Consider the following 24913-nt stretch of genomic DNA (forward strand, 5'->3'; position numbering starts at 1 on the left):
AAACGCTTGCAGCCTGCCTTTTGAAAAAGCAGGCTCTTTTTTTGCCCTTTTTTCCCAACTTTTCCAGGCTATTTCTTCTCTTTCTAAATTGGTCTAGAGTTTTACAAAAAGAGCCTGCATGGTATAACTAAGAACATAAATCTGAGCAAACAATTGGTATAGAGATAGAAGCAGAAAGGAAATAAGGATGAACACAGCAAACACCGTTTTCTTAATTATCGCCGCCGTCCTGGTCTTGATGATGACCCCGGGCCTGGCCTTTTTCTACGGGGGTCTGGTCTCCAAGAAAAACGTGGTCAACACCATGCTCTCAGTCTTTATCATCTGTGCTTTAGCCATCGTCTTATTCGTGGCCTTTGGCTATGAGCTTTGCTTCAACGGCAATGTCGCTGGAATTTTTGGTAAAGTCCAGCATATCTTCCTCTCCGGCAGTGACTTGACTAAGGTCGTTTTAAAGGAGCAGGGAATTACCGCCGCCAGCTACCTGCTTTTTGAAATGATGTTTGCCATCATCACCCCCGCCCTCTTCGTTGGAGCCACGGTGGGCCGGATGCGGTTCAACTTCCTTTTGGTCTTCGTCTTCTTCTGGTCAGTCCTGGTCTACTACCCCCTGGTCCACATGGTCTGGGGGAATGGCGGGCTCTTGGCCGGCTGGGGAATCCTGGACTTTGCCGGCGGCACGGTCGTTCACATCAACGCCGGGATCACCGCCCTGGTCTTATCCATCTTCTTAGGGCCCCGCTACCAAAAGCAGACCCGGCCCTACAGCCTGCCCTGGGTCCTCTTGGGGACAGCCATCCTCTGGCTGGGCTGGTACGGCTTCAACGCCGGCAGTGCCTTCGGCATGAACCAAACGGCCTTGACGGCCTGCTTGACCAGTACGGTTGCGGCAGCGGCCTCTATGATGACCTGGCTTTTGCTGGAAGAAGCCTTCAGCGGCAAGGCCAGCTTAGACGGGATCTGCACCGGTACCCTCTGCGGCTTGGTCGGTATCACGCCAGGGGCTGGCTATGAGACCTGCGCTGGAGCCCTCTTCACCGGCATCCTCTGCAGTCTGGCCAGCTACTTCTTTATCAGCCAAGTCAAAGGCCGGCTCAGCTTTGACGACCCCCTGGATGCCTTTGGCTGCCACGGCATCTCCGGTATCGTTGGCTCTTTAACCGTCGGCCTCTTTGCCAGTCAAAAAGTTGACCCGGGGATTTCCACTAGCGGCCTTTTCTACGGCGGCAGCTGGGAGCTTTTAGGCAAGCAGGCAGCCGGCACCCTCTTCACCATCATCTTTACTCTCTTGCTGGTCAGCTTGATCACGGCCGTCTTAAAGCGTTTCGTCAACATGCGGGTCTCCGCCCGCGACGAAGAAGTTGGCCTGGACCTCAGCGAGCACGGGGAATTCGCCGACTGCCAAATCAGCGCAAGCCAGGCTATCTTTGGCAAGTAGCAGCATTTTTTCTCAAAATCCTATTCACCAAATCAAAAAAGCTTTGGCGTTCTTGCCAAAGCTTTTTCTTTGTATTACATGTTTTGTTTTTAGGCTAATTAAACGAATACAGCCGCTGCAGGATCAAGTAGGCCCCGCTAACCATCTGCCGCATAGGCAGGACGTCCCGGGAGACAAAATGGCCCACCAGGCGGTGCTTAAAGGACTTGTAGGTCTCCAGGTCATAAGTCTTCAGGAACTGCCAGAGCTCGTCCTTTTTGGCAATATACTCCTTCTTCTTGCCCCGGATCAAGATGACGCTAGTCACGCCTGTAACGGCTTCTAAGAAGTATTTCATGTATTTGGCGTAAGGCGCCCGCTTGTTGACCTGGGAGGCGTAGAAGACGATCAGCTGCTTGTTGATTAGGATCTGCTGGTCAATCTTCTTCAACATCACCTTTTCGTTGACTGACTGGTCATCTCTGCCGATAAAGTAGTGGTAGAGATTGACCGGCAGGTAGCGCATGGTCTGCACCTGCACCATCGGCTCAAAGACAAAGATATTGTCGTCATAAGACACCTTGGTTGGCAGGGTTACCTTGGCCCGGTCCAGGACTTTCCGGTTGTAGATGACAGAGTGGAGCATGAAGTACTGGCCCATCCGCAGCTTGACCTCATCCCAGGAGAAGGTCCGCCCGACCGGCAAATGCGGGAACTTGATCACCCGCTGGCGATTTAACGCTGGCTTGTCATAGACATAGTTGGCCAAAAAGAGGTCGACTTCCGGATTGCTTTCCAGGTAATCCAGCACCTCTTTGTAGGCCTCCTGGTCCAGCCAGTCATCGCTGTCGACGATCTTGACGTACTTGCCCTTGGCCAGTCTCAGGCCATTGTTAATGGCCCCGCCGTGGCCGGCATTTTCCTGGTGGACGACTTCCAGGTCCAAGTTTAAATTCTCAGCTTGGTAGTCATCCAGCATCCGGCCGGTTTCATCAGTTGACCCGTCGTCAACCAAGATGATTTGTACCCGGTCACCGCCAGGCAAAAGGGAGTCGACGCAGCGGTTCAAGTATTCAGCTGAGTTATAGCAGGGAACGATGAGAGTTAGTAATTTTTCCACCTTGATACACTTCTTTCAGTTCGCTATTTGTCTCTACTAGTATAACAAGATTTTTTACAAGAAAGCCTTTTCCAAGACTAAAAATTTCTTAAGGTAAAATTAGGGCAAAGAAAAACTCCCCGCCAAAAGGCGAGGAGCTTAATTAGCTTAACTTAGGGATAATTAGGCCATCAAAGCGATTGGGTCCAACTTGATCCCAGGGCCAAAGGTTGCGGCAACTGCGCAGCTCTTGATGTATTGACCCTTAGCTGAAGCTGGCTTTGCACGCAGGATAGCGTTTTGCAAAGCGCGGAAGTTTTCAGTCAATTGTTCTTCAGTGAATGAAACCTTGCCGATAGCAGCGTGGATTGAAGCTTGACGGTCGACACGGTATTCTACTTGACCAGCCTTAACGTTTTGAACAGCCTTGGCAGTGTCCATAGTAACAGTACCAGTCTTAGGGTTTGGCATCAAGCCCTTAGGCCCAAGCACACGACCCAAACGACCAACCTTAGCCATCATCATTGGAGTAGCGATGACAACGTCGAAGTCCAGGTAACCGTTTTGAACCTTTTCTACCAGGTCGTCTGCGCCGACTTCGTCAGCACCGGCAGCCTTGGCTGCTTCAGCTTGTGGGCCTTCAGCAAATACGATAACCTTAACAGACTTACCAGTACCGTTTGGCAAAACGATTGAGCCACGGATTTGTTGGTCAGCTTGCTTAGGGTCAACGCTCAGGTTGTAAGATACTTCTACGGAAGCGTCAAAGTTAGCGTATGAAGTTTCCTTAACCAGCTTGATAGCGTCTTCTACTGAGTACAACTTGTTGCTGTCAACCTTCTTGGCAGCTTCTACGTATTTCTTACCATGCTTTGGCATGAAAAATCCTCCTTGTATGTGTGGTCAAACGAGCTTTCTCTTTGCTCTCCCACCTGACTTGTTAATTGGTAAAAATTAACAAATTAGTCCTTTACTTCGATACCCATACTTCTAGCAGTACCTTCAACCATGCGCATAGCAGCTTCGATTGAGGCAGCGTTAAGGTCCTTCATCTTAGTTTCAGCGATTTCCTTAACTTGAGCAGTGGTTACTGAACCAACCTTGTTCTTGTTAGGTTCGCCTGAAGCCTTTTGAATGCCAGCAGCTTGCTTCAACAAGACTGGTGCTGGAGGGGTCTTAGTTACGAAGTCGAATGAACGGTCTTCGTAAACAGTAATGACTACAGGGATGATCATGCCCTTTTGGTCAGCAGTACGAGCATTGAAGTCCTTAGTAAAGCCAACAATGTTGATACCTGCTTGACCCAAAGCAGGACCTACTGGAGGTGCAGGGGTTGCAGCGCCAGCTGGAATTTGTAACTTAACAACGTTAATAACTTTCTTTGCCACGGTCAAAACCTCCTTGATTCCGTGATGCGGTTAAAATGGAGAGTTTCCACACTCTCCTCCCACAATAATAAAGTACGTTTAATATAGTACTCTGAAAAGCGGCAGAATGCAAGACTTTTTTATGCTTAGTCTTCCATCTTCTTGACTTTATTCTCCGTAGTCGTCCGGCGCGGTACCACTGTCCGTAATTTCAGTAGCTGCCAAACCAGGGATACTGATCTTTGTACCTGACGTTGCTTTGTAGCTGATAATACCTGCACTTACGCCTTTAACTGTGACAAGGTCATCTTCCAAGATCCGCTTGCCATGTAAGATGCTGTTATCGAGTTCTACATACAAAACATCATCATAGTTGCCATTTACGGCAATACGCAAATCAGTGTAAGAGTCATCTTCTAAGACTTGCATAACTTCACCAGTGTATTGCAAGTACTCACCCTTGTATGTCTTAGGGTCTCTAGCTAATGAGTCATAGCTTACATCTGTACGATAGTTTTTAGTTTTGCTTGATGAAGATGAACTAGAACTAGAACTAGAACTAGAACTTGAACTTGACGACTTATCACTTGAATCGTCATCATCCAAGGAATCAATATACTTTACCTGGCTGGAGCTCAAGGTAAATTTAACCGTCTTTGGGTTCGCTTTGTTAATGGCTTTTGCAGCTTTACTGGTAAGTCCATCCGGCCAGCTCTTGGAGTAGTTGCTTATAGCCACTACCGCTGCCTTCTGCGTATAGCCTACCTTAGTGTAATTATCTGGATCACCAACTAAATCAATTGCATCTACAAGTGCAGTAAACTTTCCGTTCTTTACCTTCGGCCATGACGCATTCCCGGTACCATCTTCTCCATCAATACCTTCACAGGAATTCTCCATGTCAAGTGGATCATCAGAGAGCCGGGTCACAGCGATCTTAGACCCATCTGGTGCATCGGTTGTACCAGTTATTTTCCAATCAGAATCATCGGGCATTACTTTAACGCTAGTAACCTTGGTCGTGTATACTTCCATAGTCTTCTTCTGGCTGCTGCTTGAAGAGGAACTACTGCTTGAGCCACCACAGGCTGTAAGCAGCAGGGCCATCGAAACAACAGGCAAAGCAAATAATGTTCTTCTTTTCATTAGACAAACCACCTATTCTATTCGTAAAAAGAATTCCCTTACATAATATTTTTTTACAGAGGTATGTCAATAGTTAGGCTAATAATTATAGTTTTAAAGTTTTTTTACAGGGAGATACCTATAAATTCATAAATTACTAGTAATTCACGAATTATAAGAACAAAAAAAGTGCAAATCAACAAAATGCTGATTTGCACTTAATTTACTAGTCTTCCATCTTCTTGACTTGGTCAAAGTCCAGTTCAGCCGTGGTAGCGTGGCCGAACATGTCGATGGTCAAGAAGAGCTTTTGCTTGTCGTCCTGGATTTCAGCGATCTTGCCGACCATACCGTTGAAGGCACCTTCGGTGATCATGACGTTTTCGCCGACTTCGTAGTCGTAGTCAACCTTTTCAGTTGCTTCGCCTTCTTGCATCTGCAGGATGGCTCTGACTTCTTCCTCGTAAAGCGGGGAAGGCTTGGAACCACCGCCATGGCTGCCTACGAAACCAGTAACGTTAGGAGTGTTCCGGACAACAAACCAGCTTTCGTCAGTCATGACCATTTCAACCAAAACGTAACCAGGGAAGACCTTTTCGTTAACTTCTTCCTTCTTGCCGCGCACGTCTTCGATCTTTGGTTCTTGCGGAACGACAACCCGGAAGATGTAGTCCTGCATCCCCAGTGACTGGGCCCGGGACAGCAAGTCGGATCTAACCTTGTCTTCAAAACCAGAGTAAGTGTGCAGGACGTACCATTGCTTCTTGGCGGATTCTACCATAATTTCTTTAATCTCCTTTTTGGCAAACAAAAAAACCTCGCTAAAGAGGTTTTCCTTGAAACTAGCATGATTATAACATACTTTGTCGCTCTTACAGAACTAATTGAATCAATTTTGCAAAGGCCCAATCCAAGGCGCCCAAGAAAATCGCGTAAAGCAGAGAAGTTACGATCACGTTTGCCGTGTCGCGCCGGTTTTCCTTAGCACTTGGCCAATGAACCAGTTTCATTTCCTGACCAACGCTCTTAAAAAACTTAATCATCCCTGTCTACCTCGTTTCCTTGTGCAAAGTCTTCTTGCCGCAGTGCTTGCAGAACTTGTTCAGTTCCAAGCGCTTGGTGCGGTTGCTGTTTGCAGTGATTGAGTAGTTCCGTGACCCGCAAACGCTACAGGCCAAAGCTGCTTTCTTTACTGCCATAATATTCACCTTCAAACTTCATTTGATTTTAGCAAAAATCCGCCCTAAAAGCAACTATTATATGACTGACTTTGCCGGGCTTTATTTTCACATCTTAAGCGGCCCCTGTGTCATAATGGAACTAGCAAAAACGCAGTTTACAAGATTGCCGGTTAGCCGGCCATGAGGAGAAGAAATGAACCAACACCCTGAATATTTGCTCAACAAGATCAAGTCACCAGCTGACCTTAAGGTCCTGGATCTGGAAGAAATGAAGCAGCTGGCTTCAGAAATCCGCCACTTGATCATCGAGAAAGACGCGGCGGTTGGCGGCCACCTGGGCCCTGACCTGGGAATCGTGGAACTGACCATCGCCTACCACTATGTCTTTGACGCCCCCGGCGACAAAATTATCTGGGACGTCTCCCACCAGACCTACCCCCACAAGATGCTGACGGGCCGGGCTTATGCCTGGCTGGACCCGGAAGCTTACGGCAAGGTGACTCCTTACACTAATCCTGATGAAAGTCCCTACGACTACTACGCCGTTGGCCACACTTCCACCTCCATCTCTTTAGCCACCGGCATGGCCAAGGCCCGGGACCTTTTAGGCGGCAGCGAGCGGATCATGGCCGTCATTGGCGATGGCTCCTTGACCGGCGGGATGGCCTATGAAGGCTTAAACAACGCCGCGCTGGAAAAGGGCAACCTGGTCATCGTCATCAATGACAACCAATGGTCCATTGACCAAAATGTCGGCGGCTTGACCACGGCCTTGAAGAAGCTGAGAGACAGCCAGGGGCAGGATCCGGAAAATCCTTTTAAGGCCTTCGGCTTTGACTACCGCTATGTGGCTGACGGCAATGACCTGGAGAGCATGATTAATGCCTTCAGCGAAATCCGTGACGTCGACCACCCCCTGGTTTTGCACGTCAACACCTTAAAGGGCAAGGGTTATCAGCCAGCTATTGAGGATGAAGAAAAGCACCACTGGGTCCGCCCCTTCAACTTAAGCGATGATTCGCCAAAAAGCATTACTACGGGCCCGACCCCAGCGGAAATTGCCGTTAAGACCGTGGCCAGCGCTATTGACGGGGGCCAGGAAAACATCATGGCGATCACTGCCGCTATCCCTGGCGTCTTTGGCCTGGACCCCTTTAAAAAGTCTTACCCGGACCACTACCTGGACGTCGGGATCGCCGAGCAGGATTCCGTGGCCTTCGCGGCAGGCTTTGCCAAGGCCGGCGGCCGGCCAGTCCTTTTTGAAAACTCCACCTTCCTGCAGCGGGCCTTTGACCAGCTCAGCCATGACGTGGCGGCTAACAACCTGCCAGTCGTCATGATCGTGGCTGGCGGCGGGATCCGGGCTAACTCCAAGACCCACGTGGGCGTCTTTGACCAGGTCATGATCAGCAACCTGCCTAACTGGAAGTACCTGGTCCCGACCAGCTTGACTGAAGAGGCGGCCATGATCAACTGGGCCTTAAAGCAAAAAGACGGCCCTGTAGCTATCAAGCTGCCAGTCCGGCCAGTTCCAGCCGGCGGGGCTGTTCTTGAAGGCTACCGGCACATCCACTACCAAAAGCGGCGGGCCGGCACGAAGATCGCTATCCTGGCTTTAGGCGACATGCAGGAATTGGGTAGCCAAGTGGCAGAAGAACTTGACGCTGCCCTCTACAATCCTTTGGCAGCTAATATCCTGGATACTGACTGCCTGGACCACTTAGGCCGGCACTACCAGGCCGTAATTACTTTGGAAAACAACATCCTGGACGGGGGCTTCGGGCAAAAGGTGGCCGGCTACCTGGCTGACCGGCCGGTTTTAGTCAAGACTTTCGGCGAAAAGCGGGAATATACCGACGTTGACCAAAGCTATGACCAGATCCTGGTCCGCAACCAATTGACGGCTGAGCAAATCGTTACAAACGTCAAGCAATTATTTAACTAAGAAGCAGATACAAGCAAAAAGCTGATCACGCAAGGTGACCAGCTTTTTCTGTACTATCATATTTCTTTTTATTCTCTTTTTTCTTTTTCTCTTTTTACTATTTAACTCATTACTTGTTATGAGCAAGTAAATATTGCCTAACCGCCTGGGCGGTTGCCTGTTGCTGGGCCTTTCTGGAGATGGCTGCCTGGCCGTCCCCTTTTTGCCGGCCGTAATTGCCAAACTGGGCGTGGTTGCCGCCCTTGATGACTTGCTTAGTGTAGTCTTTTGGCAAGTACTGGGGATTCTTTTGCAGCATCTTCGCGTTCCCGTCTTTTGACCCATAGATGCTGAGCACGGAAAAATTAGCCGCGTGCAGGTCCTTGGTTGGGTAGCCGGCCAGCATGATCAAGCCCCGGTAGTCTTTCAAGTGGTCCGCGCTATACCTAGCCGCCATGGCCGCCCCCAGCGAGTGGCCCGACATGTACCAGTTTTGGTAATGGTAGCTGGCCCGAATCTTGTCTGCCTTATTGAGGCCGAAGAAGGCCATGTGCAAGGGCATATCAACTAAGAAAACATCCGCCTCCTGGCTGGCGATCTGCTTTAAGAGGGGCGCGTAGGCAGTAGTTTCCACTTTCGCTCCCGGGTAAAAAATAATGGCATTCTTCTTTGCAGGGCCGTCAAACAGATAGCCCTCAGCTGTCTGCTTGACCTTGACTGTCCGGCTGCTCTTCATTGCCTGCTGGGCCGTCTTGTCAGCATGATAGTAATTGCCAAAATACAGACCAAAGGCAAGCAGCAAGGCGGCTAAAATCCCCGCCAGAGCCAGCAGTCCTTTTTGCTTCTTGGACATCTTATTCTTTTCTTTCTTTTGCTTTTTCTGTTTCTCTGTTTTTTCTTGTTTCTTTTCCAAATTTCCAAATTTCTCCTTGTCAAATTTATAGCCAGATTCTTATTTTAACAGAAAAAAACGGCGACTCGTAGAGCCGTCGTTTTTCGCCCCTTCCCCTCCCTTATGGGAGACAAGAGGTCAGGAATGTAGGGAAAAGATTATTTCTTAAGGTGTTCGTTGACAAATGCGATGATCTTGTCGTCAGAGTCGCTCATGAATGGAAGCATGGCTTCCTCAGTCTTGTCGGTGTTGTGGCCGTTTGACTCCATGAAGTAGTCCCAAAGGGCATCTCTTACAGGGGTGTCTGAGTCACTCCAATCAAAAACTTCTTTCATTGAACGATCCAGCAAAGCTGTCTTAACAATTTCTGACATTTTTGATTACCTCCTAAACAATTTTTTCATCCTACGCCTATATTATAGTCCCATTTGGCTAAAATGTTTACGCACCTATCCGCAATTTTAGCTTAATTTTTTCCTTCACCCGGTATTTGGCCCGTCTGAGCCCCATCTCATTGACCTGGTACTGGCGCTTGATCTCCCCGGCCTGCTTATAGCCCAGTTCCAAAAGCAATTCTTCCAGTTCCAGCATGCTCAAAGACTCAACCAAATCCTGCCAGTCCAAAACAGGCGCCGGCGGACTCGCGATCAAGCAGGAAGCCTGCTCAAGTTCGGGAGCCACATCTTCCCAATAGACCTGGTCACTGGCAGCCAGGCGCTTTTTCCGCTTGCCCCGTCTAATCAAGTTGATGGCCCGGTTGTGCAGGCTGACCTTATAGAAGCCGACAAAAGGCTTTCCTTGCTTTAAGTCAAAGCGCTTGGCCGTCTTATAGCAGAGGATCAAGGCCTCCTGCTCCCAGTCCTGGCTGTCATATAGCTCCACAAAATACTGCTTGATGGTGCCGCCAATCACAGGCAGGCAGCTGTAATACAGTTCTTTAAGGGCCTGCTCATCGTCATCTTTTTGAATCCGGCTGATCAGCAGGCGCTCTCTTTCCTTTGTCAATCCCATTATAAAAAGCCCTTTCATTCTGTTTGCCCACAGAATAAAGGACTTTTTACCTTGACAGAATCGAACCATTGTTTGATTCAATCACTTCTCTTGAACTGTAAACGATTTGCTTTACAAAGGGTGGCGGCTGTTAAAGGCCTGGTAGAGCAGGACCCCGGTTGCTACTGAAGCGTTCAGGGATTGGACATGGCCAATCATCGGAATGGTCAAAGTCTGGTCCATTTGCTTAAGAAGAAGCGGGGAGATCCCCTTGCCTTCATTACCGATAACTAAAACGGTCTTACCATTGGCATTCCACTTCCGGTAGTCATCGCCTTCCATGGCCGTCCCGAAGATCCAGTAGCCCCGGTCCTTCAAGGTCTGGCAGGTTTGGACCAGGTTGTTCACCCGGGCAACTGGCACGTGGTCAATGGCCCCGGTTGAGGTCTTCGCCACCACGCTGGTCAGGCCGCTGGCCCGGCGCTTAGGGATGATCACCCCGCTGACCCCGGTCGCGTCGGCGCTGCGGAGGATGGAGCCCAGGTTGTGGGGGTCCTCAATATTGTCCAGCATGAGCAAAAGAGGGGCCTCTTCTTGGTCCAGTTTGTCCAAGAGCTGGTCAAAGTCGGCGTATTCAAAAGAAGCGACAGCCAAAACCAGGCCCTGGTGGTTTTCCCCGCCGGTCAGCTTGTCCAGCTTGTTTTTCGGCACCCGCTGGATGATCAGATGCTTCTTTTTGGCATAGCGGTAGACTTCTCTGGCAAAGTCCTCCTGGACCCCTTCAGCCAGGAAGACCTTGTTGATCTTTTCGCTGTCCTGGGTTTTCAAAAAGTCGATTCCGGCATGGCGGCCGAAGACAAAATCCTTGTTAGTTGAAGACATATTCCCTTGTCCCTTCACTTTCCACCTCATCAATGCACCAGGCAATCAATTCCTTGACCCTGCCTTCTTCACCGGCCAGGTCCAAGTAGCCAAAGACTGCCTCAAAGCCAGTTGACATTTCATACGTGGCCAGGCTGGTGTTCTTGGCCTTGGTATGGGTCTTGGCATTTCTGCCCCGCCGGTAGGCCGTTTCTTCTTCTTCAGTCAAAAAGCCGGTGTCCAGCATTTTGGCAATCAGGCCCGCCTGGGCCTTGGCTGAGACGTAATGGGTTGCTGCTCTTTGCAAGTTCTGCGGTTTCAGCATCCCGCCCTTGATCAAATGCCGGCGGATGGCGGCTTCATAGATCCCGTCGCCCAAGTAGGCCAGAGTCTGCCCGCTCAAGGTGTTGGGATCAATCTTCTTTTCAGTTAACTTCTGTGCTTTATTCACGGCTCCACCTGGTTCCTTGCGGGGTATCCTTGAGGACTACCCCCATTTCCTTAAGCTGGTCCCGGAGTTCATCACTCTTGGCCCAGTCCTTGTTCTTTCTGGCTTCTGCCCGCTGGGCCACCAATTCTTCGATTACGGCGTCATCATCGCCGGCTTCCTTGGCCAGGAGCTTGTCAACATCCAGGCCAAAGACGCTGAGCCAGGCAGCTAATTTTTCAGCAAAAAGCTGCAAACTCTCCTTGTCAGCCTTTTCCCCGTTGGCGTTAGAATTGACGGCTGGCAGGGCTTCGTAGATGGCGGTCAAGGCGTTTTGCACGTTGAAGTCATCGTCCATGGCGGCTTCAAACTTGGCCGTGGTTTCAGCAATTAGCTTGGCCAGGTCTGGGTCCGGCAAGCCTTCAGTTTCGTCAGCCAGGCGGTAGTTGATCCCTTCCAGGGTGTTCTTGAAGCGGCCCAGGATGTTGGCGGCCTGCTCCAAGTTTTCTTCCGAGTAGTTGATCTGGCTTCTGTATTGGACGCTGGCCATGAAGAAGCGGAGAACCTGGGGATCAACGGTCTTTAAGATATCGTGGACGGTCACGAAATTGTGCAGGGACTTGGACATTTTTTCCTCATCCTTGCCCACGGTCACGAAGCCGTTGTGCAGCCAGTAGTTGACGAACTTCTTGCCCGTCTTGGCTTCACTTTGGGCGATTTCGTTTTCGTGGTGGGGGAATTCCAGGTCCTGCCCGCCCCCGTGGATGTCCAGGGTGTCACCTAAGTACTTGGTGGACATGACTGAGCATTCAATGTGCCAGCCAGGCCGCCCCTTGCCCCATGGGGAGTCCCAGGCGATTTCGTCTTCGGCCTTCTGCCCCTTCCAAAGGGCAAAGTCGATCGGGTCTTCCTTGCGGCCTTGTTCTTCATCATTTACGTGCTGGGAGGCCCCTTCTTCCAGCTGGTCGATGTTTTGGTCGCTTAAGTGTCCGTAGTCAGCGAACTTTTTAGCCCGGTAGTAGACATCCCCGTCTGCTTCATAAGCGTAGCCCTTGTCGATCAGGGTTTGGATGAAGTCAATGATGGCCGGGATTTCGTGAGTTGCCCGCGGGTGGAGGGTAGCTTCTTCGATGTTTAAGGCCCGGGTGTCTTCCAGGAAGGCCTGGATGTAGCGTTCAGCTAATTCCGGCACGGTCGTGCCTTCTGCTCTAGCTTCGTTGATCATTTTGTCATCGACGTCAGTAAAGTTGGAAACGTAGTTGACCTTGTAGCCCTTGTATTCAAAGTAGCGGCGGATGGTGTCAAAAGCGATGGCGCTTCTGGCATTGCCGATGTGGATGTAGTTGTAGACCGTCGGCCCGCAGACGTACATGCTGACCTGGCCGGGAACCAGGGGTTTGAATTCTTCTTTTTGCCTAGTTAAAGTGTTGAAAAGCTTCACGATATTTTCCTGCTTTCTTTTACAAGTTTTTCCTTACCTGCAATAATTCAGTACTTAACACTCTACATTTTAACAGACAATCAGCGCCCGTGGTAAAATCTGAGGAAACAGAGAGAAACAGAAAGAAGAGAGAGAAGAGAATAATGACTTTACTGACTGATTTAAAAAATTACCACCCTTTTAACGAGCAAGAAGCAGCCGACGTCAAAGAGATGATCTACCGGCTGGAGACCGGGGAAGAACTGTTCTTGCGGTCCAATTTGGCCGAGCACTTTACCGCTTCAGCCTGGGTGGTTAACCCGGCCCGGAACAAAGTCTTGATGGCCTACCACCGGATCTACGACTCCTGGGCCTGGCTGGGCGGGCACGCGGACGGCGACCAGGACCTTTTGCATGTGGCTTTAAAAGAAGTCGAGGAAGAAAGCGGAGTTAAAGCAACTCCAGTCACTGACCAGATCTATTCTGTTGAGATTTTGACCGTGGACGGACATGAAAAAAAGGGCAAATACGTCCCTTCACACTTGCACTTAAATGTGACCTACCTCCTGGAAGCAGATGACAGCTTGCCTGTCCGGCCTAAAGAAGACGAAAACAAGGCTGTTGCCTGGTTTGGCTTGGATGAAGCCCTGGAAAAGTCAACTGAGCCCTGGTTTGTCGACCGGATCTACTCCAAGCTGAACGCCAAGCTCCAGGACTATCCGGCTAGGTAAAAAGAATAAGGCAAAAGAGAAAAAAGTTTTTTTCAAAAAGCCGCTTGACAGAAGCTTATTTCCGCTTTAAGATTACATTAATTAAAAATTAAAACAGTTTAAGAAAAGTATCGATTAGAAGAGTAACCAGGTCCGGCTTTTTCCAGAGAGCTCAAGTTGGTGCGATTGAGCAAAAGCCGCCTGGCGAAACACATCTAAGAACTGGTTGGCCGAAATAAAGTAGGCCTTCCCGCTAGCGAGCGTTACCACGGCTGCCCTGGCTGTTCCTGGAAACTGGCCTTCTTTGCCCTTTCCGGCGACTAGTCAGCGGCAGTGTAAGGTCAGTTGCCGTGAGACAGCTGATGAAATGAAGTGGGACCACGACTAACAATCGTCTTCAAGGAAGCAATTCCTTGGGGGCGATTTTTTCTTTCTCTCCGTTTCTTGCTCTTTTTTAATCTTTCTTTTTTCTGCCAGCTTTAAAAATGATTTTGTAAAGGAGTCCGCCATGAAAGAGTCAAACATGTTCAAAAACACCCCGTCTGCCTTAAGTGGCCGACATCCCCTCGCTGCTTTTTAAAAAAGAAAACAATTACTTCTAGATCAATTCATTTTTTAAAAAACACCGAGGAAAAGATCATGAAAAAATCAGCCATCATCACTTTAGCCCTGTCCGCCAGCCTGCTTTCCGCCTGCTCCAACACTTCTGCCAGCAGCTCAAAGACCAAACAAGTCTTAAACTGGTTCTCCGCCGGGGAAATCTCCACCATGGACCCCGCTTTAAACAATGACGTCTACGGCGGCGAGCAGCTGGACGCCACCATGGAAGGCCTGGTTCGCCTGGGCAACAACTCCAAGGTCCTGCCCGGCATCGCCAAGTCCTGGAAGGAAAGCAAGGACGGAATGACCTGGACCTTTAAGCTTAGGAAAAATGCCAAGTGGTCCAACGGGGAAGCCTTGACGGCCAAGGACTTCGTCTACGCCTGGCGCCGGCAGGTCAACCCTAAGACCGCCTCAACCCAGTCCAACAAGTACTCCGGCATCAAAAACGCTGACGCCATCGTTGCCTCCAAAAAGCCTGTCTCCAGCTTAGGCATCAAGGCCGTAGGCAAATACCAGCTGGTCGTGACCCTGGAAAGAAAGATCCCTTACTTCCAGCTCCTTTTGGCCGGCTCTGCCTTTGCCCCGCAAAACAAGAAGTTCATTGAAAAAGCTGGCAAAAAATACGGCACGGCCGCTAAATACACCCTCGCCGACGGCCCATTCGTCATGAAGGGCTGGACCGGGTCCAACCTGACCTGGAAGCTGGTCAAGAACAAGTACTACTGGGACAAGAAGAATGTCAAGCTGACCAAGATCAACTTCAGCGTGCAAAAGTCCCAAAGCACCTCCTACAACCTCTACCAGGCCGGCAAACTGGACATGACCACCCTGTCCGCTTCCCAAAGCAAGAGTCTCAAAAAGCAAAAGGGCTGGCAGATCAAGAAGAGCAACCGGACCCAGTACCTCATGTACAACTTCAAGACTGACAAGAACTTGCGAAATGTCAACCTCCGCCGGGCCATCGCCGCTGCGATCAACAAGGAATCCCTGGCCAAGACCCTGAACCTGGCTGACATCGCCGCGACTTCTTTAACCCCAAGTGGGATCACTGACCCGGTTACCGGCAAGGAATTCAGCAAGGAAGTCGTAACCAAAGAGACCCAGGCTATCCAGTCCGGGACTAAGGCCCAGGCTAAGGCTTACTACAAGAAGGCTTTGAAGGAGCTGGGCAAAAAGCAGATCACCATCAAGCTTTTAGGCGATGACACTGACGACGCCAAGAAGACCACGGAATTCATCCAAAGCGCCCTGGAAAGCAGCCTGGGCATGAAGGTTGAAGTCAGCAACATGCCATTCAAGAACCGCTTTGCCAGAGAAGAAGCCGGCGACTTTGACGTCATCTTGGACGGCTGGAGCGGGGATTACGCTGACCCGAACACCTTCCTGGAAATGTTCCAAAAGACCAACGTCAACAACTACGGGTCATGGGAAAACGCGGCCTACAACAAGGCCATGGAAACTTCCAAGACCACGACTTCAAGCAAGAAGCGCTGGGCAGAACTGGTCAAGGCTGAACGCATCCTCCTCACCCAGCAGGGCGTGACCCCGCTTTACTACGGCAACACCGCGACCTTGATCAACCCGAAGGTTAAGAACATCACCCTCAAAGGCGCAGGCCTTGCTTACAACTTCAAGGGTGCTTACATCAGCAAGTAATTAACTACTAAGGAGCATAAGATGACTTTTCCCTACCAAGAATTCGCCCGTGAAAAAATGCCAGCCCTCCTGGCTGACTTAAAAGACTTGATCGCCATCAACTCTGTCCGCAACATGGACCTGGCGACTCCTGAGTTTCCAGTGGGACCTGGTCCGGTCAAGGCCTTGGAGAAATTTCTAGATATTGCTGACCGGGACGGCTTTCAAACTGAAAACATCGACAACTATGCCGGGGTCATTACTTTTGGCCAAGGCGACCAGGAATTAGGCGTGGCCGTCCACGTCGACGTTGTCCCGCCGGATGAAGGCTGGAGCCAGGATCCCTTTACCCCCTGGGTTAAAGGCGACAGAGTCTTCGGCCGGGGAGCAAGCGACAACAAGGGTCCGGCCCTGGCTGCCTACTACGCCCTCCTGGCTTTAAAGGAAGCCGGTTTTCAGCCGAAAAAGAAGATTTCCTTGATTATCGGCACTGACGAGGAAACTGACTGGGTGGGGATGAAGTACTACCTCCAAAAGCGCCCGGCTCCTGACTGGGTCTTCTCCCCCGACTCCTCTTTTCCGATCGTGACTGGCCAGGCTGGTCTGGCGGTTTTGCAGACAGATTTTACTGGCAAAGAAGCTACTGGCTTAGTCCTTGACTCCTTCACTGCCGGCCAGGCCACCAACATGATCCCGGCCGCCGCGACCGCCGTCGTCTCTGGTGAGAATCTTGCGAAAATTGCGGCAGCTTTCCCGGACTTTTTGGCCAAAAAGGGCTTGACTGGGGAAATCAAAGAAGCCGTTAGCGAAAATGGTAATTGCTTAAAGATCAGTTTAGAAGGCGTCAGCGCCCACGCCTCTGTTCCCTGGGAAGGGAAAAATGGGGCCTGCCTCCTGGCCAGCTTCTTACGGGCCTTCCCTTTCACCGGCCGGGCTAAAAATTTCCTGGACTTTGCCGGTGACCTTGAGCTGGAAGACTACTACGGGGAAAAGATCGGGATCGCCAATACTGACTCCGAGATGGGCAAGTCCATCAACTGCCCGGCCGTCTTCCGCTACCAAAAGGGCCAAGCCGAAGCCTATATCAAGAGCGACATCCGCTACAGCCGGGGAACCAGCCCGGAAAAAATGTGCCAGCAGCTAAACGGCAAGTTCGGCGCTTTTTCCCAGACGACCTTCCAGCCCTACCAAGACTTTGAAAAGCCCCACTTCGTTGCTGGCGACAATCCCTTCGTCAAAACCCTCCTTTCCGTCTACGAAAAGCAGACTGGCCAGGCCGGCGAGACCATCATCTCCGCTGGGGCCAACTACGGCCGCTTCTTTAAAAACGGGGTCGGCTACGGACCTGCCTTCCCGGACAGCCTGGACACCGCCCACGCCATCGACGAATCCGTCAGCCTGGCTGAACTGGAAAAAAGCCTGGCCATCTACGCTGAAGCTATTTACGAATTAAGCAAGTAGAATATGCAAAAAAGACTTTTACCCAAAAAAGGTAAAAGTCTTTTCTTATCTGCTTGCCTTCAGTTCCGCGCAGATCTGCTGGTGGCGGTCAGCGTAGAGGCTGCTCTTCTCCCAGATAAAGGTGAAGTCATGGCGAATCTGGAAGTCCCGCAAATTCAACTTCCGCAGCTTTCCTGCCTTTAAAAGGTCACTGACGGCAGTCTGGTACAAGAAAGAGACCCCGCAGTTGGCCAAAAGCAGCTGGGTGATCATCTGCATGTTGCCGACCTGGACATACTGCTTGAAGTCGCTCAGTTCCTGCCCCTGGGCACCTAAGCTGTCCTCCAGGATCTTCCTGGTCCCTGAGCCTGGTTCCCTGACCAAAAGGCGCTGGTCAAAAAGGTCAGCGATCTGGTCCGGCTCCTTGGCAAAAGCCAAATCTGGCGAGCAGACGGCGATGAAGTCCTCGCTTTGGTAGCGCAGGCTGGCATAGCCCCGGGCTGGGTCCCCTTCGACCAGGGCAAAGTCCAGGTCCCCCTCATCCAATTTCTTGGTCAAAAACTGGGTGTTGCCGTAGACGACTTCGACATTGGTTTGGGGATGGTCTTTTAAAAAGCGGCTGAGGGGCCTGGCTAAGGCGTATTCCCCAATGGTCATGGTTACCCCAAAACGGACCGGCGGCAGGTCAGCCTGCTTGATTTCTGCCTTGAGCAGGCGCTCATCGCTCTGCATCTGCCGCATGGCCTGGCGGAGTTTCTCTCCCGCCGCGGTCAAGGTCAGTTTCTTGCCCTGGTAGCTGAAAAGCTTGACCTGGTACTCCTTCTCCAAATAGCGGATGTGCTGGGACACCGCCGGCTGGGTCACGTGCAGGCGGTCAGCCGCCCGGGTGAAGTTCATGGTCTCACAGACCGTTAAAAATGTTTTGACGCGAAAATCCAGCATCCCCTGCCTCCTTACAATAATCCTGCTTTATCAACAGATAATAATCTATAATTTTATTTTCTACCATTTTACTACTATACTAAAGCATGTTTAAAAAATATCTGGAGGCAAAAAGAAATGAATTGGATTAAAAAGAATCTGCCCGGCATCCTGGTCTGCCTGGCCATCGCTACCCCTGCCTGGCTCTTAGGCAAGGCCCTGCCAGTCATCGGGGGCGCCGTCTTCGCCATCTTGTTTGGCATGATCATCACCCTCTTTTGGGAAGACAAGAAAGGCGCGGCCAGCGGGATCAAGTGGACGTCTAAGTATATCCTACAAACGGCCGTCGTTCTCTTGGGCTTTGGGATGGACCTGCAGGTAGTCGTCAAGACCGGCCGCCAGTCCCTGCCGATCATCATCTGCACCATCTCGACCTCGCTCTTGCTCGCCTGGCTTTTGCACAAGTCTTTAAACATCCCCGGCAAGATCTCAACCTTGATCGGGGTCGGCTCATCCATCTGCGGGGGCAGCGCCATCGCCGCTACCGCCCCGGTTATCGACGCTGACGACGAAGAAGTGGCCCAGGCCATCTCCGTTATCTTCTTTTTCAACGTCCTGGCCGCTATCCTCTTCCCCATCTTCGGCAAGCTCCTGGGCTTTGACCAGACTTCGGGAACTTCTTTCGGCATCTTTGCCGGGACAGCCATCAACGACACTTCTTCCGTCACTGCCGCGGCGGCAACCTGGGACAGCATGTTCCATTTGGGCAGCCAGACCCTGGACAAGGCCGTGACCGTCAAATTAACCAGAACCCTGGCCATCATCCCTATCACCCTGGCCTTAGGCTATTTCACTGCCAAAAAGGAGCAAAGAGGCAACAGCTTCAGCTTGAAGCGGGCCTTCCCTGCCTTCATCCTCTACTTTGTCCTGGCTTCCTTAATCACAACCTTTGCCCTGGCTAATGGAGTAAATGCCAATGTCTTCCTGCCTTTAAAGGAGCTGAGCAAGTTCATGATCGTCATGGCCATGGCCGCGATCGGCCTTAACTCCAACATCGTCAAGCTGGTCAAGTCCGGGGCCAAGCCCCTCCTGCTCGGCGCTTCCTGCTGGGCCGGAATCACAGCCGTCAGCCTGCTTTTGCAGCGAGTCTTAGGCCTGTGGTAAAAAATAAAACAAACAATTTAATCGATTGCATGAAAAAAGGCTTTTACCAAAACGGTAAAAGTCTTTTCCTTTGTTCTTTATCTTATTCGACGCCAGCTTCGCTAAGCTGCTTCAAGGTCAAGTCCAGGTGCTTCATGACCGTGTCCTTGCCCATCAATTCCATAGCTTCGCCGATGCCCGGGCCGACCATTGACCGGGTAGTAGCGATCCGGATTGGCATGAAGAGCTTGCGGCCCTTGATGCCAGTTTCCTTCCGGGTAGCCATGATAGCGCCCATGATCTTCTTAGCCGTGAAGTTGTCCAGCTTATCGAGTTGCTTCTTGAATTCTTCAATTGCCGGACGAGCTTCGTCCTTCTTGATTTCTTCCACTTCTTCGTCAGTCAGGTATTCTGCTTCAGTGAAGAAAATCTTGCTCAAGTCAACGATTTGCTTGGTGTAGGACATTTGGTTGGCGTACATGTTCACCAATTGTCTTACCCATTCCATCTTGCCTGGAGCCGGGTTAGCTTCAACCAGGCCAGCTTCTTGCAAGTTGTGCAGGGCCAGGTCCAAAAGTTCGTCTCTGTCAGCAGTCTTCATGTACTGGTTGTTGACCCAGTCCAGCTTCTTTTGGTCAAAGGCAGCTGGGGACTTGGACAGACGGGCCGGGTCAAATTGCTTGATGAATTCCCGCTTGGAGAAGATTTCACTTTCGCCAACCGGTGACCAGCCCAGCAAAGTAATGAAGTTGAACATGGCTTCTGGCAGGAAACCAAGTTCTCTGTATTGTTCGATGAACTGCAGGACTGATTCGTCACGCTTGGACAGCTTCTTGCCAGTAGCGGAGTTGATGATCAAAGTCATGTGGCCGAAGACTGGAGCTTCCCAGCCCAAAGCTTCGTAAACGCAAAGCTGCTTTGGCGTGTTAGAGATGTGGTCATCGCCCCGGAGCACGTGACTGATTTCCATCAAGTGGTCGTCGATAACGACGGCAAAGTTGTAAGTTGGCATCCCGTCGCGCTTTTGGATGACGAAGTCACCACCGATAGTGTCGGATTCAAAGCTCAAGTGGCCCTTAACGATGTCGTCCCATTCGTAAGTCACGCCTTCTGGAATGTGAATGCGGACAACTGGCTTCAAGCCCTTGGCCCGGGCTTCGTCTTGTGCCTGCTTGATTTCGTCAGCAGTCATGCCTTCGTATTCGTAGACATAGTGCGGAGCAATCCCCATGGCCCGCTGTTCTTCACGCTGGGCTTCCAGTTCTTCTTCAGTTTCAAAGGAGTAGTAAGCCTTGCCTTCTTCAAGCAGCTGGTCGATGTACTTTTGGTAGATGTCCTTTCTTTCGGACTGCTTGTAAGGGCCGTAGTCCCCGCCGACGTCCGGACCTTCATCCCAGTCGATCCCCAGCCAGTGCAGGTTTTCGATTTGAGATTCAGCCCCGCCTTCAACGTTTCTGGCGGTGTCAGTGTCTTCGATTCTCAGAACCAAAGTCCCCTTGTTGTGACGTGCAAACAGATAGTTAAACAGAGCAGTACGCGCGTTACCAATGTGCAGGTGGCCAGTTGGTGACGGAGCGTATCTCACGCGGATTTTCTTATTAGCCAAAATTATGCCTCTTTCTTACTATTCTTCAACTTATTAAGTTTACTAGCAATAAGGAAAAAATTCAATCTTTACCGGCAAATCGGGCCCTGCCGGCAAGCAAAAATGCCCGCCAAAGGCAGGCATTTTTCATTTAATCTGATTTGCTTATTTCTTGGCTTCAACGCCCTTCTTGAAGACGAAGTATTCCGCTGCCCACAAGATGGCCACGTAGACAATCTCAGCCAGCATGTAGAGCCAGCTGATAACCGGCAAGCCCAGGTCGGTATGGGACGTGTGCAGGCCGGTATTATCGATGACAAAGTTGAAGTCAAAGCCGGAATTTGAAACCATGCGGATGACCGCGCCCAAGATGCTGCTGCTGCCCCAGGACAAGAGAGCCAGCAGGGCCAGCAGGATAACTGCCTTGGCCAACTTGCTCGTTCTCCCCTTCAAAGGCAGGAAGTCGCCCAGAACGCTGGCTGATTCAGTGATGAGCAGCCAGAAGCAGATGCCGCCGGCAAAGCTGACCAGGGCAAACAAGGCCATGTAGAGCAACCAGTTGATGATGCTGGAGACGTAAGGCTGGAAAGTTGCCATTGCTTGGGAATCGATCCGCATCTCCCCGCCAAAATTAAATGGCAGCAAGATAATTACGAAGATCAAGAGGTTAGCTAAGGCAAAGATAACCGCGGTCACAAGCCCGGTCAGCACGTTGGCCGTTAGGAAATTGCCGGCCGTTACCGGCACTTGCCGCCAGGTCTGGGACCGGTTGACCCGGTAAGCCGCCATGATCACGTCAATTTGATACCAAATGCCCACGCAGAAGATCACCATCGCGGCAATCCCGATGCCAACTCCGGCTGATTCGCTGCCAAAACCGTATCTGATGCCAAAGTACAAGCTGATCAAGAGGATAAAAATTGCCTCGATGCCCAGGCTGAGCCAGGTCGTCCGGCTCTTTTCCTTGAACATAGCCGCAAAAATCTGCTTAAAACCGATCATTACTCTTCCCCCTCGTAAAATCCTTCATACCACTCTTCGATGCTTTCGTGTTCAGCCCGGATTTCTTCAGCACTGCGCTGCTCTAAGACTGAGTGCTTCTTAATCAAAACGACCTCATCGATCACCGGAGCGATTTCATCTAAGACGTGGTCGCTGATGACCAGGGTCGCCTCTTCCGGCTTCCAAAGCAGCATGGACTTGATAATCTTCTTCCGGCTCATGGCGTCAACTCCGCTGAAAGGTTCATCCAGCAGGTAGAGCTTGGCCTTGCGGGAGAAGACCAGGGCGATGATTAATTTCTCCTTCATCCCCTTGGACAGGCTGCCCAGTCTTTCATCTTCATTCAAGTTCATAAATTCCAGAATGTCAGCAAACTGCTTGTTGTCAAAGTCCGGGTAGACCAGGCGGTAAAAGTTAGCGACATCCTTGATCTTTCTGGAGTCGCGGAAGGCGGCCAGGCTGTCGGTCATGGAGATGTACTGCTTGCGGCGGTCTTCGTCTGCTTCCCCGCAAACCTCCACGCTGCCCTTGTACTGCTTGGCCAGGCCCGCGATCACCCGCATCAAGCTGGTCTTGCCGGCCCCGTTGGCCCCGACTAAGGCCACGATCTTACCGGCCTCCAAAGTCAAATTGACCCGTTCCAAAATCGTCTTTGAATTCTTGTGGTAGCTTAAATCCTTAATCTCCAAAGCCTTCATGCTATTCCTCCCTTGTTTCATCTAAATAGCTGGCCAATAGTCCAGTCAAGCTTTCCCTTTCGACTCCGAGTTTCTCCATCCGGCTGACAAAAGCCGCCAGCTCCTGCTTCAGCAGTTTAGCCTTCATTTCCTCCAAGCGGTCTTCATCAGTCGTGAGGAAGTTGCCTTCGCCGCGCTTGGTAAAAATATAACCCTTGGCCGTCATTTCTCTAAGTGCCCTTTGAACCGTATTGGCGTTGACCGTCAATTCAAGTGCCAGGGCTCTGACTGAAGGTAGTTTCTCGCCAGCCTTCAGCTTGCCCTGGGCGATCTGCAAGTAGATATAGTCTTCAATCTGCAAGTAGATCGGCAGGTTGTCTTTGAATTTCATTTGCACACCTCTTCGCTGTACTAGTCATCTAATACACTGCTAGTGTATAACGGATTGCCCCTTTCGTCAAGGCAAAAACAGAGAAAAAGCAAAATTTTGTCCCTTTATCTTTGGCCTAGTTCTTTCCTATGTTTTTTACTTACCTTTCTTCCTTTAAATAATCAGCCAATTCCACTTTTAAGTTAGACTAGACTGTTTTCCTGCAAATGAACTAATACTTAAAGTTATCTTTGATTTCTTCCCAGTTGCTTTAACAACGGTTTCAGCCCTGTCTCATCTTCAGCTCATAGTCGTAAGAAAGCGTTTCTTTTTGTGTATTTTCTGTTAGACTACAATTAGTGTTTGATAATGTAAACTTTTCAAGGAGGACAACATGAAAAAGACTAAGACTTTTTTGGCTGCAGGCAGCATCTTGACGGCTGCATTAGCCTTGACGGCCTGCGGCGGCAACTCTTCATCTTCTTCATCTAACAAAAAAGAACTGAACTGGGAAGAATCAGCTGAAATTCCAACTATGGACCTGTCCAAGGCTACTGACTCTGCCAGCTTTACCCAATTGATCAACACCATGGAAGGTTTGTACCGGGCAAAGTCTGACGGCAGCCAGGAAAAGGCCATGGCAACCAGCGAAAAGGTGTCCAAGGACGGGAAGACCTACACCTTTACTCTCCGTAAGGACAACAAGTGGTCAAACGGTGACCCGGTAACCGCGCAAGACTTCGTCTACTCATGGCGCAGAACGGTTGACCCAAAGACTGCTTCTCAATACGCTTACCTGTTTGAAGGCATCAAGAACGCCATGGACATCCAAAACGGCAAGAAGAAGCCGGAAACTTTGGGGATTAAGGCCGTTGGCAAGTACAAGCTGGTCGTAACCCTGGACCGGCGGATTCCTTACTTCAACAACCTGATGGCCTTCGGGAGCTTCTTCCCGCAAAACGAAAAGGCAGTCAAGAAGTACGGCTCCAAGTACGGTACTGCCTCCAAGTACATGGTCTACAACGGGCCATACGTGATGAGCGGCTGGAGCGGGTCAAACCTGTCCTGGAAGCTCAAGAAGAACCCATACTACTGGGACAAGAAGAATGTCAAGCTGGACGCGGTCAACTACAGCGTGCAAAAGACCCCGTCAACTGCCTACAACCTCTACCAGTCAAACAAGCTTGATGCTGTTTCCCTGGACGCTGAACAAAGCAAGCAGCTTAAGAGCGTAAAGGGTTATGCTCTCTACCCACGTGGGACTACCTTCTACATCCAATTCAACCAGGCTAAGAACAAGTACCTGCAAAACGCCAACATCCGCAAGGCCCTTTCCATGGCTATCAACCGGGAAAGCCTGACCAAGGTCCTGGGCGGCAGCAACACTGTATCTCACACCTTCACTCCAGCCAAGCTGACCACGGTTAACGGCAAGGACTACACCAGCCTGATTTCCAAGAGTGACGAAGCTTACACTTACTACAACAAGAAGGAAGCCCAAAAGTACCTTAAGCAAGGTATGAAGGAACTTGGCGTTTCCAAGCTGAGCTTCAAGCTTTTGTCAGACGACACCGATGGTGCCAAGAAGTCTACTGAAGCAATGCAATCAAACATCCAGGAAACTCTGCCGCAAGTCTCCATCACCACCCAGAACCTGCCGTTCAAGACCCGTCTGGCCAGAACTGACGCGCTTAACTTCGACATGGTTGTTTCTGCCTGGGGTGCCGACTTCAACGACCCGATCTCCTTCCTGGACTTGATGACTTCCACCAACGCTCAAAACGGCGGCAAGTGGTCCAACAAGGAATACGACAAGCTGATCGCGGCTTCAAAGACTACTGGCTCAGACTCTGAACGCTGGAGCGACCTGTCCAAGGCTGAAGGCGTTCTGCTGAAGGACGTTGGTATTTCACCACTTTACTCAAGCACCAGTGCCTGGATCGTCCGTCCAAGCATCAAGGGTTTGGTAAACCTGCGCGACCACTGGGACTTCAAGTACGCTTCTGTTAACTAGTGTCTGTCCCTAGAGGCTAACAAACTGAATCACTGAAAATAGCAGACCGCCTGGTCTGCTATTTTTGTACTTTAACTGTTTTTCTTGCTACAATTGAACTGATTTTTAAA

General features: G+C 50.6%; 25 protein-coding genes and 1 other annotated feature. Of the genes, 7 read left to right on the plus strand and 18 right to left on the minus strand.

The window, feature by feature from the left end; translation table 11 throughout:
• Positions 1 to 187: 187 nt before the first annotated feature.
• On the plus strand, positions 188 to 1438 hold the full coding sequence (locus ACLUXO_RS04125; protein ID WP_412136430.1) for an ammonium transporter: 1251 nt from the start codon (positions 188 to 190) through the stop codon (positions 1436 to 1438).
• A 94-nt stretch (positions 1439 to 1532) separates the two neighbouring features.
• Here the strand turns inward: ACLUXO_RS04125 and ACLUXO_RS04130 are convergent, their stop codons facing one another.
• The 7 genes from ACLUXO_RS04130 to rpmG all read right to left on the minus strand — a co-directional run bounded on the left by ACLUXO_RS04130 (position 1533) and on the right by rpmG (position 6207).
• Positions 1533 to 2537 carry a glycosyltransferase family 2 protein gene (locus ACLUXO_RS04130; protein WP_412136431.1) on the minus strand — a complete coding sequence of 335 codons (1005 nt, stop codon included), beginning with the start codon at positions 2535 to 2537 and terminating at the stop codon, positions 1533 to 1535.
• Between the two features lie 162 nt (positions 2538 to 2699).
• The gene (gene rplA, locus ACLUXO_RS04135; protein WP_050890514.1) at positions 2700 to 3395 is read right to left on the minus strand and encodes a 50S ribosomal protein L1; all 696 of its coding nucleotides are present in this window, start codon (positions 3393 to 3395) and stop codon (positions 2700 to 2702) included.
• A gap of 83 nt (positions 3396 to 3478) precedes the next feature.
• Positions 3479 to 3904, minus strand: coding sequence for a 50S ribosomal protein L11 (rplK, locus tag ACLUXO_RS04140; protein WP_002876501.1), 426 nt, complete (start codon positions 3902 to 3904; stop codon positions 3479 to 3481).
• 147 nt (positions 3905 to 4051) lie between these two features.
• On the minus strand, positions 4052 to 5029 hold the full coding sequence (locus ACLUXO_RS04145; RefSeq protein ID WP_412136432.1) for a hypothetical protein: 978 nt from the start codon (positions 5027 to 5029) through the stop codon (positions 4052 to 4054).
• A 205-nt stretch (positions 5030 to 5234) separates the two neighbouring features.
• The gene (gene nusG, locus ACLUXO_RS04150; RefSeq protein ID WP_270449138.1) at positions 5235 to 5789 is read right to left on the minus strand and encodes a transcription termination/antitermination protein NusG; all 555 of its coding nucleotides are present in this window, start codon (positions 5787 to 5789) and stop codon (positions 5235 to 5237) included.
• Between the two features lie 91 nt (positions 5790 to 5880).
• Positions 5881 to 6051, minus strand: a complete 171-nt coding sequence (gene secE, locus ACLUXO_RS04155; protein ID WP_412136433.1) for a preprotein translocase subunit SecE — start codon at positions 6049 to 6051, stop codon at positions 5881 to 5883.
• A gap of 6 nt (positions 6052 to 6057) precedes the next feature.
• Positions 6058 to 6207 (minus strand): 50S ribosomal protein L33, encoded by a 150-nt coding sequence (gene rpmG, locus ACLUXO_RS04160; RefSeq protein WP_002876495.1) that lies wholly within the window; start codon positions 6205 to 6207, stop codon positions 6058 to 6060.
• 175 nt (positions 6208 to 6382) lie between these two features.
• On the opposite strand from rpmG, the gene ACLUXO_RS04165 reads away from it, so the two are divergent.
• Entirely contained in the window at positions 6383 to 8134 is a 1752-nt protein-coding gene (locus ACLUXO_RS04165; protein ID WP_412136434.1) for a 1-deoxy-D-xylulose-5-phosphate synthase, read from the plus strand.
• Between the two features lie 109 nt (positions 8135 to 8243).
• On the opposite strand, the gene ACLUXO_RS04170 is transcribed toward ACLUXO_RS04165, so the two are convergent.
• The 6 genes from ACLUXO_RS04170 to cysS form a co-directional block, all read right to left on the minus strand.
• Positions 8244 to 9026 carry an alpha/beta hydrolase gene (locus ACLUXO_RS04170; RefSeq protein ID WP_412136435.1) on the minus strand — a complete coding sequence of 261 codons (783 nt, stop codon included), beginning with the start codon at positions 9024 to 9026 and terminating at the stop codon, positions 8244 to 8246.
• A 137-nt stretch (positions 9027 to 9163) separates the two neighbouring features.
• Entirely contained in the window at positions 9164 to 9379 is a 216-nt protein-coding gene (locus ACLUXO_RS04175; protein WP_270449146.1) for a P8 family protein, read from the minus strand.
• 67 nt (positions 9380 to 9446) lie between these two features.
• Complete coding sequence (locus ACLUXO_RS04180) at positions 9447 to 10016, minus strand: sigma-70 RNA polymerase sigma factor region 4 domain-containing protein (protein WP_412136436.1); 570 nt, start codon at positions 10014 to 10016, stop codon at positions 9447 to 9449.
• Between the two features lie 111 nt (positions 10017 to 10127).
• Positions 10128 to 10877 carry a 23S rRNA (guanosine(2251)-2'-O)-methyltransferase RlmB gene (gene rlmB / locus ACLUXO_RS04185; RefSeq protein WP_412136437.1) on the minus strand — a complete coding sequence of 250 codons (750 nt, stop codon included), beginning with the start codon at positions 10875 to 10877 and terminating at the stop codon, positions 10128 to 10130.
• Positions 10864 to 11307: a Mini-ribonuclease 3 gene (locus ACLUXO_RS04190; protein WP_003612316.1), complete on the minus strand. Its 444-nt coding sequence runs from the start codon at positions 11305 to 11307 to the stop codon at positions 10864 to 10866. Before ACLUXO_RS04190 ends, rlmB begins: the two co-directional genes overlap by 14 nt.
• Positions 11300 to 12724 (minus strand): cysteine--tRNA ligase, encoded by a 1425-nt coding sequence (gene cysS, locus ACLUXO_RS04195; RefSeq protein WP_412136438.1) that lies wholly within the window; start codon positions 12722 to 12724, stop codon positions 11300 to 11302. The genes ACLUXO_RS04190 and cysS overlap by 8 nt, the downstream gene beginning before the upstream one ends.
• A 143-nt stretch (positions 12725 to 12867) precedes the next feature.
• Between cysS and ACLUXO_RS04200 the strand changes: the two genes are divergently transcribed.
• The 3 genes from ACLUXO_RS04200 (at position 12868) to pepV (ending at position 17112) form a co-directional block, all read left to right on the plus strand.
• Positions 12868 to 13434: an NUDIX hydrolase gene (locus ACLUXO_RS04200; RefSeq protein WP_412136439.1), complete on the plus strand. Its 567-nt coding sequence runs from the start codon at positions 12868 to 12870 to the stop codon at positions 13432 to 13434.
• 101 nt (positions 13435 to 13535) lie between these two features.
• Positions 13536 to 13815: a binding site (T-box leader), on the plus strand.
• 237 nt (positions 13816 to 14052) lie between these two features.
• The gene (locus ACLUXO_RS04205; protein WP_412136440.1) at positions 14053 to 15672 is read left to right on the plus strand and encodes a peptide ABC transporter substrate-binding protein; all 1620 of its coding nucleotides are present in this window, start codon (positions 14053 to 14055) and stop codon (positions 15670 to 15672) included.
• A 21-nt stretch (positions 15673 to 15693) separates the two neighbouring features.
• Positions 15694 to 17112: a dipeptidase PepV gene (gene pepV / locus ACLUXO_RS04210; protein WP_412136441.1), complete on the plus strand. Its 1419-nt coding sequence runs from the start codon at positions 15694 to 15696 to the stop codon at positions 17110 to 17112.
• A 45-nt stretch (positions 17113 to 17157) separates the two neighbouring features.
• Here the strand turns inward: pepV and ACLUXO_RS04215 are convergent, their stop codons facing one another.
• On the minus strand, positions 17158 to 18033 hold the full coding sequence (locus ACLUXO_RS04215) for a LysR family transcriptional regulator (protein ID WP_270449158.1): 876 nt from the start codon (positions 18031 to 18033) through the stop codon (positions 17158 to 17160).
• A 117-nt stretch (positions 18034 to 18150) separates the two neighbouring features.
• Between ACLUXO_RS04215 and ACLUXO_RS04220 the strand changes: the two genes are divergently transcribed.
• Entirely contained in the window at positions 18151 to 19176 is a 1026-nt protein-coding gene (locus ACLUXO_RS04220) for a YeiH family protein (RefSeq protein WP_412136442.1), read from the plus strand.
• Between the two features lie 82 nt (positions 19177 to 19258).
• Here the strand turns inward: ACLUXO_RS04220 and gltX are convergent, their stop codons facing one another.
• The 4 genes from gltX to ACLUXO_RS04240 form a co-directional block, all read right to left on the minus strand.
• On the minus strand, positions 19259 to 20761 hold the full coding sequence (gene gltX, locus ACLUXO_RS04225) for a glutamate--tRNA ligase (protein ID WP_412136443.1): 1503 nt from the start codon (positions 20759 to 20761) through the stop codon (positions 19259 to 19261).
• A gap of 144 nt (positions 20762 to 20905) precedes the next feature.
• Positions 20906 to 21742 carry an ABC transporter permease gene (locus tag ACLUXO_RS04230; RefSeq protein WP_412136444.1) on the minus strand — a complete coding sequence of 279 codons (837 nt, stop codon included), beginning with the start codon at positions 21740 to 21742 and terminating at the stop codon, positions 20906 to 20908.
• Positions 21742 to 22440: an ATP-binding cassette domain-containing protein gene (locus ACLUXO_RS04235; protein ID WP_412136445.1), complete on the minus strand. Its 699-nt coding sequence runs from the start codon at positions 22438 to 22440 to the stop codon at positions 21742 to 21744. The genes ACLUXO_RS04230 and ACLUXO_RS04235 overlap by 1 nt, the downstream gene beginning before the upstream one ends.
• 1 nt (position 22441) lies before the next feature.
• Positions 22442 to 22810, minus strand: a complete 369-nt coding sequence (locus ACLUXO_RS04240) for a GntR family transcriptional regulator (RefSeq protein ID WP_412136446.1) — start codon at positions 22808 to 22810, stop codon at positions 22442 to 22444.
• 373 nt (positions 22811 to 23183) lie between these two features.
• On the opposite strand from ACLUXO_RS04240, the gene ACLUXO_RS04245 reads away from it, so the two are divergent.
• Complete coding sequence (locus ACLUXO_RS04245) at positions 23184 to 24803, plus strand: peptide ABC transporter substrate-binding protein (RefSeq protein WP_412136447.1); 1620 nt, start codon at positions 23184 to 23186, stop codon at positions 24801 to 24803.
• The last annotated feature ends 110 nt before the right edge of the window (positions 24804 to 24913 follow it).

The organism is Lactobacillus delbrueckii subsp. bulgaricus (assembly GCF_046938665.1).
GTDB lineage: Bacteria > Bacillota > Bacilli > Lactobacillales > Lactobacillaceae > Lactobacillus > Lactobacillus delbrueckii_C.

Bases quoted from the DNA above. Each gene is read 5' to 3' on its own strand.
- ACLUXO_RS04125 (WP_412136430.1), top strand. From the start codon at position 188: ATGAACACAGCAAACACCGTTTTCTTAATTATCGCCGCCGTCCTGGTC.
- rpmG (WP_002876495.1), bottom strand. From the start codon at position 6,207: ATGGCAGTAAAGAAAGCAGCTTTGGCCTGTAGCGTTTGCGGGTCACGG.
- ACLUXO_RS04235 (WP_412136445.1), bottom strand. From the start codon at position 22,440: ATGAAGGCTTTGGAGATTAAGGATTTAAGCTACCACAAGAATTCAAAG.
- ACLUXO_RS04175 (WP_270449146.1), bottom strand. From the start codon at position 9,379: ATGTCAGAAATTGTTAAGACAGCTTTGCTGGATCGTTCAATGAAAGAA.
- rplA (WP_050890514.1), bottom strand. From the start codon at position 3,395: ATGCCAAAGCATGGTAAGAAATACGTAGAAGCTGCCAAGAAGGTTGAC.
- ACLUXO_RS04230 (WP_412136444.1), bottom strand. From the start codon at position 21,742: ATGATCGGTTTTAAGCAGATTTTTGCGGCTATGTTCAAGGAAAAGAGC.
- ACLUXO_RS04245 (WP_412136447.1), top strand. From the start codon at position 23,184: ATGAAAAAGACTAAGACTTTTTTGGCTGCAGGCAGCATCTTGACGGCT.
- rlmB (WP_412136437.1), bottom strand. From the start codon at position 10,877: ATGTCTTCAACTAACAAGGATTTTGTCTTCGGCCGCCATGCCGGAATC.
- ACLUXO_RS04215 (WP_270449158.1), bottom strand. From the start codon at position 18,033: ATGCTGGATTTTCGCGTCAAAACATTTTTAACGGTCTGTGAGACCATG.
- ACLUXO_RS04205 (WP_412136440.1), top strand. From the start codon at position 14,053: ATGAAAAAATCAGCCATCATCACTTTAGCCCTGTCCGCCAGCCTGCTT.
- ACLUXO_RS04240 (WP_412136446.1), bottom strand. From the start codon at position 22,810: ATGAAATTCAAAGACAACCTGCCGATCTACTTGCAGATTGAAGACTAT.
- secE (WP_412136433.1), bottom strand. From the start codon at position 6,051: ATGATTAAGTTTTTTAAGAGCGTTGGTCAGGAAATGAAACTGGTTCAT.
- ACLUXO_RS04220 (WP_412136442.1), top strand. From the start codon at position 18,151: ATGAATTGGATTAAAAAGAATCTGCCCGGCATCCTGGTCTGCCTGGCC.
- nusG (WP_270449138.1), bottom strand. From the start codon at position 5,789: ATGGTAGAATCCGCCAAGAAGCAATGGTACGTCCTGCACACTTACTCT.
- pepV (WP_412136441.1), top strand. From the start codon at position 15,694: ATGACTTTTCCCTACCAAGAATTCGCCCGTGAAAAAATGCCAGCCCTC.
- ACLUXO_RS04200 (WP_412136439.1), top strand. From the start codon at position 12,868: ATGACTTTACTGACTGATTTAAAAAATTACCACCCTTTTAACGAGCAA.
- ACLUXO_RS04165 (WP_412136434.1), top strand. From the start codon at position 6,383: ATGAACCAACACCCTGAATATTTGCTCAACAAGATCAAGTCACCAGCT.
- ACLUXO_RS04145 (WP_412136432.1), bottom strand. From the start codon at position 5,029: ATGAAAAGAAGAACATTATTTGCTTTGCCTGTTGTTTCGATGGCCCTG.
- ACLUXO_RS04180 (WP_412136436.1), bottom strand. From the start codon at position 10,016: ATGGGATTGACAAAGGAAAGAGAGCGCCTGCTGATCAGCCGGATTCAA.